The 14,869-nt window shown below is 38.2% G+C and carries 16 protein-coding genes and 1 tRNA gene; 12 read left to right on the forward strand and 5 right to left on the reverse strand.

The annotated features are described in order from the left end of the window. Nucleotides 1-22 precede the first annotated feature (22 nt). The 5 genes from M3182_RS10600 (at nt 23) to spoVIF (ending at nt 4,126) form a co-directional block, all read left to right on the forward strand. The gene (locus M3182_RS10600) at nt 23-778 is read left to right on the forward strand and encodes a 2-phosphosulfolactate phosphatase (protein WP_251425333.1); all 756 of its coding nucleotides are present in this window, start codon (nt 23-25) and stop codon (nt 776-778) included. A 19-nt stretch (nt 779-797) separates the two neighbouring features. Further along, nucleotides 798-1,577, forward strand: a complete 780-nt coding sequence (locus tag M3182_RS10605; RefSeq protein WP_251425336.1) for an SDR family NAD(P)-dependent oxidoreductase — start codon at nt 798-800, stop codon at nt 1,575-1,577. Between the two features lie 323 nt (nt 1,578-1,900). Next, on the forward strand, nt 1,901-2,680 hold the full coding sequence (locus M3182_RS10610; protein ID WP_251425340.1) for an enoyl-CoA hydratase/isomerase family protein: 780 nt from the start codon (nt 1,901-1,903) through the stop codon (nt 2,678-2,680). A gap of 16 nt (nt 2,681-2,696) precedes the next feature. Then, on the forward strand, nt 2,697-3,680 hold the full coding sequence (locus M3182_RS10615) for a quinone oxidoreductase family protein (protein ID WP_251558028.1): 984 nt from the start codon (nt 2,697-2,699) through the stop codon (nt 3,678-3,680). 191 nt (nt 3,681-3,871) lie between these two features. Then, nucleotides 3,872-4,126 carry a sporulation-specific transcription regulator SpoVIF gene (gene spoVIF / locus M3182_RS10620; RefSeq protein WP_251425347.1) on the forward strand — a complete coding sequence of 85 codons (255 nt, stop codon included), beginning with the start codon at nt 3,872-3,874 and terminating at the stop codon, nt 4,124-4,126. Between the two features lie 19 nt (nt 4,127-4,145). Here spoVIF and M3182_RS10625 read toward each other — a convergent pair whose 3' ends face one another. The 4 genes from M3182_RS10625 to M3182_RS10640 form a co-directional block, all read right to left on the reverse strand. Then, a complete protein-coding gene (locus tag M3182_RS10625; RefSeq protein WP_251558030.1) occupies nt 4,146-6,470 on the reverse strand; it encodes a UvrD-helicase domain-containing protein in 2,325 nt (774 codons plus the stop codon). Between the two features lie 412 nt (nt 6,471-6,882). After that, complete coding sequence (locus M3182_RS10630; RefSeq protein WP_251426175.1) at nt 6,883-7,305, reverse strand: GNAT family N-acetyltransferase; 423 nt, start codon at nt 7,303-7,305, stop codon at nt 6,883-6,885. Nucleotides 7,306-7,308: 3 nt separating this feature from the next. Further along, nucleotides 7,309-7,821: a YjcG family protein gene (locus tag M3182_RS10635; protein ID WP_251558032.1), complete on the reverse strand. Its 513-nt coding sequence runs from the start codon at nt 7,819-7,821 to the stop codon at nt 7,309-7,311. Between the two features lie 279 nt (nt 7,822-8,100). Further along, nucleotides 8,101-8,829, reverse strand: coding sequence for an alpha/beta hydrolase (locus tag M3182_RS10640; protein WP_251558034.1), 729 nt, complete (start codon nt 8,827-8,829; stop codon nt 8,101-8,103). Nucleotides 8,830-9,032: 203 nt separating this feature from the next. On the opposite strand from M3182_RS10640, the gene M3182_RS10645 reads away from it, so the two are divergent. From M3182_RS10645 to M3182_RS10655, 3 genes are all read left to right on the forward strand, one after another. Further along, entirely contained in the window at nt 9,033-10,034 is a 1,002-nt protein-coding gene (locus M3182_RS10645) for a TAXI family TRAP transporter solute-binding subunit (protein WP_251558036.1), read from the forward strand. A gap of 164 nt (nt 10,035-10,198) precedes the next feature. Beyond that, a complete protein-coding gene (locus M3182_RS10650; protein ID WP_251558038.1) occupies nt 10,199-10,726 on the forward strand; it encodes a DUF1850 domain-containing protein in 528 nt (175 codons plus the stop codon). Continuing rightward, nucleotides 10,716-12,674 (forward strand): TRAP transporter permease, encoded by a 1,959-nt coding sequence (locus M3182_RS10655; protein WP_251558040.1) that lies wholly within the window; start codon nt 10,716-10,718, stop codon nt 12,672-12,674. The genes M3182_RS10650 and M3182_RS10655 overlap by 11 nt, the downstream gene beginning before the upstream one ends. A 220-nt stretch (nt 12,675-12,894) precedes the next feature. Here the strand turns inward: M3182_RS10655 and M3182_RS10660 are convergent, their stop codons facing one another. Continuing rightward, nucleotides 12,895-13,134 (reverse strand): WYL domain-containing protein, encoded by a 240-nt coding sequence (locus M3182_RS10660; protein ID WP_251558042.1) that lies wholly within the window; start codon nt 13,132-13,134, stop codon nt 12,895-12,897. A gap of 164 nt (nt 13,135-13,298) precedes the next feature. On the opposite strand from M3182_RS10660, the gene M3182_RS10665 reads away from it, so the two are divergent. The 4 genes from M3182_RS10665 to M3182_RS10680 all read left to right on the forward strand — a co-directional run bounded on the left by M3182_RS10665 (nt 13,299) and on the right by M3182_RS10680 (nt 14,727). Continuing rightward, nucleotides 13,299-13,371: transfer RNA gene (locus M3182_RS10665), tRNA-Val, on the forward strand. A gap of 264 nt (nt 13,372-13,635) precedes the next feature. Further along, nucleotides 13,636-13,920: a hypothetical protein gene (locus M3182_RS10670; protein ID WP_251425372.1), complete on the forward strand. Its 285-nt coding sequence runs from the start codon at nt 13,636-13,638 to the stop codon at nt 13,918-13,920. 199 nt (nt 13,921-14,119) lie between these two features. After that, entirely contained in the window at nt 14,120-14,446 is a 327-nt protein-coding gene (locus tag M3182_RS10675) for a rhodanese-like domain-containing protein (RefSeq protein ID WP_251558044.1), read from the forward strand. Between the two features lie 20 nt (nt 14,447-14,466). Then, complete coding sequence (locus tag M3182_RS10680; protein ID WP_251425378.1) at nt 14,467-14,727, forward strand: metal-sensitive transcriptional regulator; 261 nt, start codon at nt 14,467-14,469, stop codon at nt 14,725-14,727. The last annotated feature ends 142 nt before the right edge of the window (nt 14,728-14,869 follow it).

A 14,869-nucleotide genomic window follows, 5' to 3' on the forward strand; every position in this document is an offset into this window, starting at 1 on the left:
AATCAATAACAGAGGTGCAGAAATGCAAAAAGTCCATCTGCTAATGAAGAAGGAAGAATTAAACGAAGAAAAGTTAGAAATCGGAAACAAGATAGCGGTTGTACTTGATGTATTACTGGCTACAACAACGATAACAGCTGCATTAAATAGTGGCGCTAAACAAGTTATTCCAGTTTTAAACAGTGAAGAAGCACTTGCAGAGGCTGAACACTTCAATGTGAAAGACCGTGTAATTGCTGGCGAACTGAATGCAAAACCAATAGATGGATTGGTTTATCCCAGTCCATCTATCATTTCTCCAATTATCCAAAATAAAACCTTAATCCTTTCAACAACAAATGGAACCGTTGCACTTAGGAAAGCTGCTGCAGCTAATAAAGTGTTTATTGCATCGTTACTCAATAACCCTTTTGTTGCAGACGCTGTGAGAAAGGAAAGAGAAGCAGAGACGATTGTCGTTGTCTGTTCGGGGAACTCGAGTGGTTTTAGTTTGGAGGATTTTTACGGTGCAGGGCACTTTATTGACTGTTTAGTAGGGGATAGAAAGCAATTTGAATTAACAGATGCTGCTCTAGCTGCAAAGCAGTTTTATCAGGCTCGTAAAAGTAGCGCGATGGAAACCTTATCGAGCTCATTGGTTGGTCGGATGTTTCATCAACATGATGGAGACCCAGAAATGCTATTAGCAGCTAATAAGGGCGCGATAAATTTGGTACCAATTCTCGAAAATGGGAAAATAGTAAACTCTGAAAAATTCCGTATTACAAAACAAGGTTGAAACAGAGGTGAGTAGAGAAGTGAACAGATTTGCGGATTGTGTTGCTGTGGTAACTGGTGCCGGTAGTGGAATTGGAAAAGCCGCTGCTGAGCGGCTTGCGAATGAAGGAGCTAAGGTTATCCTTGTTGGTCGGACAAAGTCAAAACTTGAACAAGCTGCGAGAGAGATTAACGATACCAAGAAAATACCCGCAGCTGAAATTTTCCCAGCTGATGTGACCGATGAAGAGGATTTAGCAGAGTTAACTCAGTATATTGAAGAACAATATGGGGATTTCCATATCTTAATTAATAATGCTGGTGGCTCAAGCAATGGGAAATTATTAGAGATGGACGCGGCTGAGTGGGATCAAATTCAGTCAGTTAATCTGAAAAGCGTTTTTCTTTCAGCAAAAGTTCTTGGTGGATTCATGGCCAAGGGAGCCGCGCGCACGAGGGGAGATGATAATCGTGCAATCGTGAACGTCGCCTCTTTGTCGGGGCATCAAGCAGGGGCACATATCCCCCATTATAGTGCGGCGAAGGCTGGAGTGATTAATTTAACAAAATCACTAGCTCTTGAGTTTGCTCAATATGGAATTCGAGTAAATTCTGTTTCTCCTGGATTTATTGAAACCCCTTTAACAGAGCAGGGATTGCAAAACGATAAGTTTGTTAAAGCGATTGAAAGGAATACGGCCTTGCAAAGAGTAGGGAAGGCAGAGGAGATTGCCAATATTATAGCATTTGTTGCATCAGGCGAAGCCTCTTATATGACTGGATCGGATGTATTAGTTGATGGTGGTTGGTTAATAAAATAAGCCAGCCTCTAATGGTTAAAATCAAGATTAATAATGAAAAGATTATTTGAACATCCCGAGTTTTATACATTTTAAAACATGGTTGTTTGCGAAAGGCTATTTCCGTAAAGATGTTGTTAAAATCCTAAAATTGATTTTAATGAAGGATAATTCATTTTGTGCTAAGTTTACTGGCTCCTTTTTCCTGATTTAAAGTTGCTGTCCAATGAAAACACAGTTAATTCTTTTCTCTTTATATCTAATAGCAACAAATAGCAACAAAGTTTGAGAAATGAGCCTTGCGAAAAGAGCCGAAATTTGTAAAAAGAAAAGGGGAAATGAACATGAGTGGAGAACATTTATTAATAAGCAAGGAAAAAATGATTCTTTCATTAACGTTAAATCGTCCTGAAAGTTTAAATGCCTTTAGTCCAGAGATGATTCTAGGTTTGACCAATGCCTTTAAAGAGGCACAAACGGACCCAGAGGTTAAAGTCATTGTTCTTTCAGGGGCAGGCCGTTCATTTAGTGCTGGTGGTGATGTGAAAACAATGGGAGAGAGGTCGGCTACGCATGCATACGACCATATCGGACGCTTGAATGAATTGATATTAGCCATGAGAAACACGGAAAAGCCAATCATTGCGGCCGTACATGGATTTGCAGCGGGTGCCGGTTTTAATCTTGCTCTTGCTTGTGACTTAATTGTAGCAGCGGAGGACAGTAAATTTGCCTTAAGCTTTTCAAAAGTAGGGCTTGTTTCAGATGGTGGAGGGTCATATTTCTTACCGCGTCTAGTTGGCCCACATTTAGCTAAGCAATTTTTCTTTAGTGCAGAGCCAATTCCAGCATCACGATTGTATGAGCTAGGGGTCATAAATGAATTGGTACCTTCAGAGAGTTTACAGGAAGAAACATTGAAACTTGCGACGAAGCTCTCTTTTGGTCCAGGCCGTGCTTATGGAATGATAAAAAAATTAGTTGATCATTCCTTTACGGCAACACTAGAAGAAATTCTTGAACAAGAAAGAATTACCCAGACAATGATGATTTCAACCGAAGATCATCAAGAAGGGGTAACAGCCTTTAAAGAAAAAAGACAGCCTGTTTTTACGGGGGAATAGTTAGGGGAGATAGGGAATGAAAGCGGTACAATTTAAAGAGTACGGTGGTCCAGAAGTATTAAATGTCATTGATGCTGAAAAACCAGTAGCAAAGGGACGTGACGTGGTCATTGAAGTGCATGCAGTTGGTGTAAACTACGCAGATACAGCAAGAAGAGAAGGGCAATATGTGGTTCCAACACCACTACCATATATTCCAGGGGCAGAAGTAGCTGGTGTTGTAGTGGAAGTAGGGGAAGATGTAACCAGCGTCCGTCCGGGAACAAGAGTTGTCACGTTGATTGAATCTGGTGGTTATGCGGAGTATGCCCTCGCTGATGTGAGAAGTTTAATCCCTTTGCCAGACCAAATTGATTACCATACTGCTGCGGCGTTACCGCTGCAAGGGCTAAGTGCCTATCATGTGTTAAAAACTATGGGAAGACTTGAAAAAGGAGAAACCGTTCTTGTTCACGCGGCAGCAGGAGGAGTTGGGACGATTGCTGTTCAGCTTGCAAAAGTTTTTGGAGCAGGCAAAGTGATTGCCACAGCAAGTACTCCAGAAAAATTAGAGCTTGCTCGTGAAATGGGAGCTGATGTTTTAATAAATTATACCGAAGAAGGTTGGGAGCAACAGGTCCGTGAAGCAACCGGGAAAAAAGGTGTCGATGTTGCACTTGAAATGGCTGGAGGAGACGTTTTTTATAAAACGCTTAAATGTTTAGCTCCTTTTGGAAGACTTGTTATTTTTGGTGTCGCTAGCGGGGAGCAAAGTAAATTTAACCCATCTTCACTAATGGCGAGGAACCAATCAGTAATTGGTTTTTTCCTTCCGCAAATTATGCGAAAGCCTGAACTACTTCTGCCAAGCACACAGGAGCTTTTTCAATATGTGATTGAAGGGAAAGTCAAGCTGACAATTGGAGGCGTATATCCTCTTGATCAAGCTCAGGAGGTACACACTTTATTACAAGGCAGAAAGACAATCGGGAAATTAATTTTAGAGCCTGGTAATAGCTAAGGCCGCAGGGATTGTAGCAATACGTAAAGCTTAGAAATGATTAAAGCGGTTGGTTTCTATATGTAGTAAGTGAACTTAGTTATAATAAGCAAGAGTCAGAAGAGGTTACTTACCTTTTTTGGCTCTTTTGTTTTCACCAATTTACGCCTTCTTCATACTATAAGAGTAGTTGAAAGGGGCGTGATGTTTTTATGGATAACAATTTCTTTAAGAATATTGAAAAGAAAACAGGCGTGAACATGAAGGATATATTTGAGCTAGCGAATTCATTACAAAATGCAAACTTTAAAGATGAACATACGGTAAGAGGGGTCATCCGAAAAGTTTCGCAAATTGCCAACAAGCCAGTTTCGAGAGAAATGGAAAACAAGATTGTGGATTCCATTGTGAAAGATGGAAAACAACTAGACTTTAACCAAATCTCAAAAATGCTAAATAAAAAGTAGAGTACAAAACAGGACCTAGTTACAGGTCCTGTTTTTCAATATGCGGTTCAATTGATTCTTTTCTTAAATGGGACAAGAAGCGGGAAGGCTGCGCTTTTCTTCCGCGTCGATACTGTGGAACAGAAAGATAGAGTCGCTCCATTGCTCGAGTAATTGCAACGTATAAAAGACGACGTTCTTCCTCTAATGGCTCTTGATCTCCATTTCTTAAAGAATCAAGCGCAAAATCATGCGGAAGGCTACCATCTACGGTTCCTAATATATAGACATGTGAATATTCCAGGCCTTTTGCACGGTGGATAGTACTTAAGATAATAGCATTCTCGGTTTTTTTGCTTAAAGCCCTTATTTCACGATTCATGGCACTAATATGGTCAGAGTGTTCAATGAATTCAGCTACAGTTGAGAAAGAGCGCATCGCAACACGTAAATCACGAAGATCATCTGACCCCTTTTCAAGCTGATTTCCTTCATTTCCCCGTTTTTTGATAAAATCCTGGAATCCAAGGTCCTTTTCAACAATCTCAATTGCTCCAAGTGGCGACTTTGTACGTAAAGAACGCACAATTGGTATTAATTTTTTTAACTTCTGCTCTTGGAAAGCAAAACCTGTTTTTACGTGAGACAAAGCTTCAAGCATGGAACAGTCTTTCAAGATACTTTCAGCTTGTAGGTCGCGGAATATAGATTGTTTAAGAAAAAGCGATGGCAAGATCTGTTTAATTGCTTCTGAATCGTCCTCATTTAAGCTTAGCCGAAGGAAACCCAATATTCCTTTCACCATAAACCGGTCATAGAAAGATTCGATTTCCTGGTCCATTTTAAATGGCAGACTTGATGCTGCTAATCGTTCAAAGACCGCTCGGCTAGCTGTATTGGTTCTGAACAGAATCGCAAAGTCTTGCGGATTTGCACCATTTTCAATCTTCTCCTGAATATCGGTAAGAATCATTGTGGCTTCTTCTTCCTCATCATAAGGATAAAAGAGAATAGGCTTAAATGGGATTGAGTACTGTGCTTTCATTTTCTTTTGATGCCGTTGCTGGTTGATAGAAATAACCTTATTAGCTGTTTCAACAATTTCGTGAGGAGAACGATAGTTTTGATTTAAGATGACTGTTTTTGCATCTGAAAAGTCACGTTCAAATTGCAATAAGTATCTAGGATCACTTCCACGAAATGCATAAATGGATTGATCATCGTCACCAACTGCACAAACATTTTTGCTTCGGAAAGAGAGCATTTTGATTAATTCATACTGAACTTTATTGATATCCTGAAATTCATCAATTAAGAAATAGTCAAACCGGTTTTGGTATTGTTCTAGTAACTGAGGTTCATTGCTAAATAATTGATGACAACCATTTAGCATGTCATCAAAGTCAAAATAGCCATGCTTTTCTTTACTATCCTCATACCCTTTATATAAGAGAGCAATTTTTTCTTCCCAGGGACTGTCAGGCTTGACGTGATTAGGTAATACCATTGTATTCTTCCAATAACTAATTTGTTGTAAGGCTAAATCATAGGCAAATTCCTTATCTTCAAGACCTAACTTTCGACCGGTTTCTTTTAGAATTTGTTCCCTTTGCCAGTCTTTTTTTAATAACCGATCGCCAGACCATTTTTCACGTTGGTGGAAAATTAATATTTTATAAAAAATGCTATGAAAAGTCCCTGAGACAATTCGGTTGATTTTACTTTGGTTCATATTGGGGTACATACTCAGCCTTTTTTTCATTTCATTCGCTGCTTTTGCGGTGAAGGTTACGAGCATCATCCGTTCGGGTGCTGTTTCTTTCTCCGATAGGATAAAAGCGGTCCGAGCCGTAAGTACCCTAGTTTTGCCACTTCCGGCCCCAGCAAGAATTAATAGAGGTCCCTCCGTACTCATGACTGCTTTCGCTTGGTTGTGATCAAACTGAACCCCAGCTTTTGTTAATTCTTGGAGGTATCCGCCAGTTGCAGGGGCTTCTAAGGATGACTTTCCTCCATGGAATGGGGAGTCTACTTTTAATATTTGAGCAGTCTTGTAAGGTTCATTAGCTTCAGTCGAGATAATTGCACGTGACTGTGGAAGACGAAAACCATTTTGTTCAACGTAATTCTTCTCCTCTTGCATTGGTGAGGAAGAATCTAATACCGGGTCTTGACAAGATGTATTTCGATTAAAATGGTGATAAAAGTGTGCTGCAGATTGGATGCCAAGATATAGACGAACGGGTTCTCCGCACACTCTACATGTAAGAAGACCTTTTCTTCCCGCTTCATATAATTTTTGAAACTCTTCACGATTGATATGATTAAGATTTATTGATTTCTTTTGGTACAAAGCGGTTTTCATTGATTTCCCTCATTTTTAAAGCTGTTTTCGTAAAGTTTGTTGTAAAAACTTAAAGCCGATTTTAACAAAATTGTAGCCATTCCCTATGTTTAAATTAAGTTTGCAAGCTCTTTTCTAATAATTGAGACTATTTTTGAATAACATAGCTCAATCAGCCTTAATTTTTTTGTACAATAGAAACAAAGTTTGAGAAAAGAGCCTGTTTAAAGCTGTTTTCGTATGTCTGTTGTTATAATCTGAAAAGAGTAGGCATTTATGTTGACTATAACTTGATATTATTTTTTAAAAATAAGCAATAACTCTTCAAAAGAAACAAAATAAAATTAGCCAGACTCTATCATATCAGAAGGCAGTAGTTCGGAAAAAGAGGAAATTCTCTCCCAAAACAAAAAGGACTCGTTATGAGTCCCCTTTAAATCGTCTTTTTCATTGTCTTATGAGGGATTCCTGCATCTAGGAATTCTTCTGAAATCACTTCATACCCCAATTTACTGTAGAATGGGATCGCATGTGTTTGAGCGTTGAGTTTTAAGGCACCTACTCCTTTAGACTTCGCGTACTGCTCAATTTTCTCCATAATTGCTTTCCCAGCACCCGTTCCACGTTGGGTAGACAAGACGCAAATACGCTCCACTTTTCCAACCCCATCTAAAATCCTAAATCGACCTGTTGCAACAGGTTCCCTTTGGTGATATAAAACGAAATGAGTTGATGTTTCTTCATATTGATCGATTTCCTCTTCCATAGGAACGTTTTGTTCATCAACAAATACTTTTTTTCTAACTTGGAACGCATCGTTAAGCTCTTTTTCATTGGTTACTACTTGTACTTCCATCATTTATTTTTCCTTTCCTAAACGAAATGTTTCATATACTGTCCAAGAACCATTTTCTAGTTGGTATAGTAAATGCATTCGGTCTGCTGGTTCTTCAAAAAGGACTTTGTTCATTCGTAGCGATTGGTATACATCGGAATGTTCATCATCTGATAAATTTTGACCAATTGTAATATGCGGTACAAAAGAATATTCTGGTTCAGTATTAAAATTCATATTTAAATCATTGTGTAGCTTCTCAAGCTCTTGAGAAGCTTCTACTTTTAGATATATGACATTATTAACGGGAGCGAAAGAACTGAATTTCGTAACACGTAAAGTTAAAGGTTCATGTTTTTCAGCAATGTCATGAATTTGTTGAGCAATTTCTTGAATTTCGAGGTTGGTTGCCTCAAAAGCTGACTTTATTGTTAAATGAGGTGGAATTAATGCGTAATTAGAATCATATCGTTTTCGATAGGAATTAGCAAAATCTTGAACTTTTTTTGATGGGAAAATCACAACACCGTATTTCATCACATAACCTCCATTTTAAGTGTATTATCTAGGCTCTTTTCTCAAACGTTGATGCTTTCCAAAGGAAATTTAGTATGATTTAGCTATGAACCCATTCCAAATTCGTTTACAACAGAAGAAAAGAGCTTACAAACTAATTAGAAGCGTAGAGAAAGGCTTAATTCTCGTTCCAATGGCTTTAGGATTTTAACAACAAACTTTACGAAAACAGCGATTTTCTAAAAAGAGTAAGCTTATATCAATGTTAATTGCCATTATAACAAAGATAGAACCGTTATTTTACCTAGTGAATCCCTTTTTTAATGCCGTCTTTAAGTCCGGTTGCCAGTGTGTCCAGAAATGACCACCTTCAAATTCCTGATAGAAATAGTTTCCTTTTTTATCTTGCAGAATTTTTGAAAGTTCACGATTTGGTGTTAAAAAGTCTTTTAATTGCTTATCTGTTGTCTGAACTTCTGTTTCCTTCGTTCCAACTGTATGATAAATCGCTAACTGGTCGAAATATTCAAAAAAACGAGCTTTATCGAGTACATGGTTATCTACATACGGTGATTGCATAATGACGTGACCAAAAGTATTGGGATATTCGAGAGCCGTCATTAACGAAACAGTTGCGGCGAGAGAATCACCAACTAATGCTCGCCCCATTCCCATTTGTAAAGTAGGAAATTCATCGTCTAGAAAGGGCACTAGTTCTTGTGCAAGAAAGCGAATATAATCCTGGTTTAGATCTCCTTTAGGATGATACTTTCTTCTTCTATCTTCAACTGACTTATACGGAACCCCAATAATAATTAGCTCCTCGATTTCCTGTTTACCTATTAGTTCATCTGCTACTCGACCTATTCTACCTAGTTGGAAATAATCCTTTCCATCCTGAGCAATTAATATTTTATATTTATTTAAAGGAGTAAATGACGGCGGAAGATAGACAAGTAGCGGTAGTTCTTCTCCCAAAGTATAACTAAATATGCTAGCATCCTCTATTGAACCTGTTGGGTAGTTCACCTGAATACCTCCTTAAGCTAAGACCACAAGATGTGTAAATTTTAGCATATTTACTAGAATTTCGATATGATACAGGTTAGGATTCATTTTTCTTTTTAAAAAGAATAAGTATAAAAGGACTATAGTCAACAGTTTAAATTGACAAACTTGTAAATTTATAGCTAGAATATAGTTGAGTATCTTTACCAAAAGGGGGATAAATTATGAAAAAAAGAAAGTTTCTTTTATTCACCGTTCTAATGTTGGCGCTATCATTGTTTCTAGCAGCCTGTGGAGGCGGAAATGATGAAGGCGGCACAGACAATGATGGTGAAAAAGCTTCAGATGATACACCTAAGTTTATGAGTATCTTGACTGGTGGAACTGGCGGGACTTACTACCCGTTAGGCGGTTCTTTTGCTAGCATCGTATCAGACGAGACTGGGATTGATACAACAGCAGAAACAACAGGTGCTTCTGCGGAAAACATGCAGTCGTTAAAAGATGAAAAGGCGGAAATTGCATTCACCCAGACGGATATTGCATCCTATGCTTCTGAAGGGAAGCTTATGTTTGAGGGAAATGCTGTTGATAATATTCAAGCAATCGGTACTCTTTACCCAGAAACAATTCAAATTGTAACAACTGAAAAAACAGGAATTAAATCTGTTGAAGATTTAAAAGGGAAAAAGGTTTCTATCGGTGCTCCTGGTTCTGGGACAGCTGCTAATGCAGAACAAATCCTTGAAGTTCATGGAATCACTTTAGACGATATTCAAAAACAAGATTTAAGCTTTGACGAATCTGTAAGTGGGATTCAAGATGGCAATATTGATGCAGCTTTTGTAACAGCTGGTACTCCAACAGCTGCTGTTGAACAGCTTTCTGCAACAGAAACAGTTGTGATTGTTCCAGTTGAAGCAGACAAAGCAGAAGCTTTAATTGAAAAATACCCTTACTATACTACAGATGAGGTTCCTGCAGGGACATATAAGCTTGCGGACACTGTACCAACAGTGGCAGTTCAAGCAATGCTTGTTGTAAAATCAGACCTCTCTGAACAAGTAGTATATGATGTAACAAAAGCTGTTTTTGAAAATCTTGATCAAGTAACACATGCAAAAGCTGAGCAAATTAATCCTGAAAAAGCACTAAACGGTGTGGGCATTGAAGTTCATCCTGGTGCACAGAAATACTTTGATGAAAAAGGAATTGCGGCTGAGTAAATAAGACCACTGACCGGACATAGGTCCTTTTAAAAAGGACTATTATGCCCGGTCAGTTTATTCATATGGAATTATTGAAATTGAGTAAAATAATCCGAATGACGCCAGTAAGTTCCATAGCAGTGGTAAATTTGTGTTTTAGTGAGAGGTAAGGCGGTCATTTTATGGAGAAAGTTAAGATTAGAAAAACTCACTTCGTTTTGGTCCTCATCACCGTAATGATATTCATTTCATTGTTCATTCCTTACAAACAGGCTCTAGTTTTTATTCAAGTTGAAACCAATAGAGTAAGCGCCTTTTTGCCAATATCTATTGGAGAAACCTTTAAAATAAAATATACACATTCCATTCACTTATCTGATGTAATCGAAAGCTATGAGGTTGTGAATCAGGATGTGATCCGGCAATTTGAATTAGAGTATGAAAACTTCGGTATAGGAATGCCTTCAGAGGTTACAGCAGGAGAGACTTTTGAAATAAAAGACGGCAAATACCTTATTAAAAATATGAAAAGGGATTTTCCTTCTTTTATTTTACGAATAGGCCAAGTAAGAGCCAATCATACTCTTATCTATAATAAAAATTCATACCCGCTTTCAGAGTTCATTGAGCCTGGTACACGGGTGAAAGTTCAAATTAAAAAATTAAATGTCATTCAACAATTGAAAGGAGTGGGGATCCTTGCCGACTAAAGATGGGACATTGTCGCAGGAAGAACAACAAGAGTTGCTAGAGAAATTTGACCCTGAAGCAGCAACGAGGAAATTGACAGGCATAATGGGTTGGATTGTATTTTTTGGCCTTTTAGCGTTTTCGTTATTCCAATTATATACAGCTATCTTCGGGGTGTTTACGGCTCAAATTCAGCGCTCGATTCACTTAGGTTTTGCCTTAGCACTGATTTTTTTACTTTTTCCAATGAGAAAGAAGACATTACGTAAAAATAAAGTGGCCTGGTATGATATCATTCTTTCGTTATTGGGAATTGCAGTAGGAGCATACTGGCCATTGTTCATTGATGACTTAGTCAACCGAGTAGGTCGTTTAACAGAAATGGACTATAGTATTGGATTGATCGCCATCTTGCTTGTTCTTGAAGCAACTAGAAGAACAGTGGGATTGCCAATCACAATCATAGCTACGGTGTTTATGATTTATGCCTTATTTGGACCATATATGCCAGGGTTTTTAGCCCATCGGGGTCTAGATTTAGACACACTCGTACAGACGATGTTTTTCACAACAGAAGGAATTTTGGGAACGCCACTTAGTGTTTCAGCTACGTTCATCTTCTTGTTCTTATTATTTGGAGCTTTCCTCGTGAAAACCGGGGTGGGGCAGTATTTTAATGATTTAGCTGTCTCCTTTGCAGGAAAGCGAGTTGGTGGTCCTGCAAAGGTAGCGATTTTTTCTAGTGCACTTCAGGGAACAATCAGTGGTAGCTCGGTAGCGAATGTTGTAACCTCGGGGTCTTTTACAATTCCGATGATGAAAAAACTAGGCTATCGAAAGGAATTTGCTGGTGGCGTCGAAGCCGCGGCTTCGACTGGTGGACAGCTGATGCCTCCGATCATGGGTGCGGCAGCTTTCTTGATGGTTGAATTTATTGGCGGCGGTATAACTTACTGGGATATTGCTAAAGCTGCTACAATTCCAGCTTTATTATACTTTGCTGGAATCTGGATCATGGTCCACTTTGAGGCGAAAAGGGTTGGGCTTCGTGGTTTAACTGATGAAGAACTACCAGATCGTAGCGAAGTTTTAAGAAAAATTTATCTATTATTACCAATTCTTGCGGTTATAATTTTAATGGTAAGTGGTATGAGTATAATGCGTGCCGCGCTTTGGTCAATACTAATCACAATTTTAGTGAGTTTATTCCGTAAAGATACTAGAATTGGCTTTAAAGATGCAATTGATGCTCTTGTCGATGGAGCAAGAACTGCATTGAGTGTGGCTGCAGCAACAGCCGCAGCAGGGATCATTGTTGGAGTCGTAACCAAAACAGGTCTCGGACTTAAATTGGCAAATGGATTGCTTGATCTGGCAGGGGGAGTATTGATTCCAACCCTTATGCTAACAATGGTTGCTGCCCTTATTCTTGGGATGGGGTCACCAACAACAGCGAATTACGTTATTACATCAACAATTGCAGCACCAGCGATTATTTTATTAGGTGTACCTGATCTCTCAGCGCATTTGTTTGTGTTCTACTTTGGAATTATTGCTGATATCACACCACCGGTCGCATTGGCTGCGTTTGCCGCAGCAGGTGTTTCAGGAGGGGAACCTTTAAGGACAGGCGTAAACTCGGCAAAGCTTGCGATTGCAGCGTTTATCATTCCGTATATGTTTGTTCTCTCACCAGAGCTATTGATGATAGATACAACTTGGTATTATTTAGTCTGGGTTGTGTTTACGGCCGTTGCCGGAATGATGGCGATTGGTGCAGGGGTCATCGGATATTGGTTAAGAAAGCTTACAGCAGTTGAAAGAATAATTGGGTTAGTTGCCGGAATTCTGCTTATCTATCCAGAGGGGATGTCTGACATCATTGGTCTAGGGCTCTTCATTGGATTGGTTATTCTACAATTGGTTTTCAAGCGTAATAAACCAAATTTAGAGCAACCAGCAAATTAAAGAAAAAAGAAGTCCTATGGTAGTAGGGCTTCTTTTTTTCCTTAGGGTCTTTTCTCAAACTTTGTTGCTTTTAACAATAATAAGCCTGAATGAGCTAGGTTATACAAAAAATAGTTTCACTTATTAAAAAAGAGCTTGCAAACTTAATTTAAACATAAGAAATGGCTACAATTGCGTTAAATCGGCTTTAGAATTTTAAAAACAATTTTTACAAGATCTGTTATCCTAATTTTTTGTGTATATGTCTAGATTGAATTGCATCACAATCTGGAGTGATAGATAGGATATTTTCTACTTTGAAGAGCCGAATTTGTTTCCGTAGATAACAATATCCTTTTAGGGTATTCCCTGACAGCGCGTAGGGAATAATTTTACGGTGTGTAAACTGCTGTTTGGAATCAAGGTATATCATTTGCAGTGGTTGTTTATCTCGAAGCGCCTTTAAAAGTATGCTCTTCATGGTAACACTCCTTCCTAATTATATTATATACGAACGTATGTTCCTTATACACATGAATTTTTTGGAACATATGAGGTATCAAATAAACCCTAGAAATTTTTTTGTTGACTTCTTTTGAAAATCGGTATATATTTATAAATGTCCTTACAATATTTAAATTATTTGATTCCGTAGCTCAGCTGGGAGAGCGCTACCTTGACAGGGTAGAGGTCGCTGGTTCGAACCCAGTCGGAATCATCAGAAAAACATCACTAAATAGTGGTGTTTTTTGTTTTTATTGTAGCTCTTTTAAATGAAATTGGCTTGTAAAGATTGTAGTAGACATTTCGTATGCAAGCTCTAGCCTCAAAAACTAGGCAAATTTACAACATAAAAATTTACGATACCACTTTGTTTTTAAATTGTGTAACATTGCCAGCATTATCAAGCTTTATCTAGAGCATATTGAGAGTATGAGAAGCGAGTGAAGCTTTTCAAATTCTAGCCAGGGGATGTGTGGATATGAATAAAATGATCTCCTCACTTTTTCAAAATAAAAATACTCGTAACCTGATGAAGCTCGTTACAAGAAGAAAAAGTAGCAATAAAGGCATAATTGGAGCATCACTCATTGGGGTAGGGTTAGTCGGCGCATCTCTTTTGAGTATGACTAAAAAGAAAAACACCGAAATCCCTAATGTACAAAAAATGCTTAGTCAGCTTGAAAACGGAAGCTCTAACCAAATGCCAAGTCTAGCGGCTTTAACAGAGTTCTCAAAAGAGATAACGTCCGATAATAAGAAATAAAAGATGCCCACACAGTGGGTATCTTTTTTTACGCAAATTGGAAATAATTATCTTAGCGTCATTCGCCTTTTTTTGGTAATATAGGACGGGTAAACTATCTGAGGTTGACCTAATACCCTCAAGGGTATAATATAAAGATGTAAACAAACAAATAATAAATGAGGTACTAAATATGTATACATTAATTTTGTTGTTAATCATGATTTTGGGTATAATCTATGTAAGATATATACCAGTTAAAGGCGTTAAATGTACTAGTGTATCTGATTCCAATAATGATTCTGTACAACTAGTTGATATTAGAGAGTATAACCAATCTTATAAGCATCCAATACCAAATGCGGTTAACATCCCGATTGCATATTTAAAAAGGCATATTCAGGAAATTACAGGCTGTCAGTTACACGTCATTGCCTCCGATTCCTTAGAAAAAAACATCGGCATTCGGCTCTTGCGAAAAAAAGGTTATAATGTTGTAGGGTATACACTAATCGACAACCACTGTTTGAAAAATAAATCTGCATAAATAGAAAGGAATATCATTCAATGGAATATAATGATCAAGTTAAAAATAGAGTTAAGCGAATGGAAGGACAGCTTCGAGGTATTTTGAGAATGATGGAGGAAAATAAAGATTGTAAAGACGTCATTACACAACTATCAGCTGTGCGTTCAGCTGTTGACCGTACAGTCGGGGTGATTGTCAGTTCCAACTTAGTTGAGTGTGTGTTAGAAGCCGAGAAAAATGGCGAGAATACGGATGAATTCATTAAGGAAGCTGTTAACTTGCTCGTGAAAAGTAGGTAAGATTTCACGAGTAAGTTGACATTCTTTTTTTTATCTAGTAATATACCCATAGGGGTAGGGGTAGCGTCGAAAGAAGCAATCCCAATTCCCTTAAGGTTTGAATTTAAAGACTCTTTTTTTTAGATAAAAATATACCGTTACT

Source organism: Mesobacillus maritimus, assembly GCF_023715205.1.
GTDB classification, from domain to species: Bacteria; Bacillota; Bacilli; order Bacillales; family Cytobacillaceae; genus Mesobacillus_B; species Mesobacillus_B maritimus_C.

Coding starts and splice junctions, on each gene's coding strand:
- M3182_RS10600 (WP_251425333.1), top strand. CDS start 23: ATGCAAAAAGTCCATCTGCTAATGAAGAAGGAAGAATTAAACGAAGAA.
- M3182_RS10610 (WP_251425340.1), top strand. CDS start 1,901: ATGAGTGGAGAACATTTATTAATAAGCAAGGAAAAAATGATTCTTTCA.
- M3182_RS10615 (WP_251558028.1), top strand. CDS start 2,697: ATGAAAGCGGTACAATTTAAAGAGTACGGTGGTCCAGAAGTATTAAAT.
- spoVIF (WP_251425347.1), top strand. CDS start 3,872: ATGGATAACAATTTCTTTAAGAATATTGAAAAGAAAACAGGCGTGAAC.
- M3182_RS10625 (WP_251558030.1), bottom strand. CDS start 6,470: ATGAAAACCGCTTTGTACCAAAAGAAATCAATAAATCTTAATCATATC.
- M3182_RS10630 (WP_251426175.1), bottom strand. CDS start 7,305: ATGGAAGTACAAGTAGTAACCAATGAAAAAGAGCTTAACGATGCGTTC.
- M3182_RS10635 (WP_251558032.1), bottom strand. CDS start 7,821: ATGAAATACGGTGTTGTGATTTTCCCATCAAAAAAAGTTCAAGATTTT.
- M3182_RS10645 (WP_251558036.1), top strand. CDS start 9,033: ATGAAAAAAAGAAAGTTTCTTTTATTCACCGTTCTAATGTTGGCGCTA.
- M3182_RS10650 (WP_251558038.1), top strand. CDS start 10,199: ATGGAGAAAGTTAAGATTAGAAAAACTCACTTCGTTTTGGTCCTCATC.
- M3182_RS10660 (WP_251558042.1), bottom strand. CDS start 13,134: ATGAAGAGCATACTTTTAAAGGCGCTTCGAGATAAACAACCACTGCAA.
- M3182_RS10670 (WP_251425372.1), top strand. CDS start 13,636: ATGAATAAAATGATCTCCTCACTTTTTCAAAATAAAAATACTCGTAAC.
- M3182_RS10675 (WP_251558044.1), top strand. CDS start 14,120: ATGATTTTGGGTATAATCTATGTAAGATATATACCAGTTAAAGGCGTT.
- M3182_RS10680 (WP_251425378.1), top strand. CDS start 14,467: ATGGAATATAATGATCAAGTTAAAAATAGAGTTAAGCGAATGGAAGGA.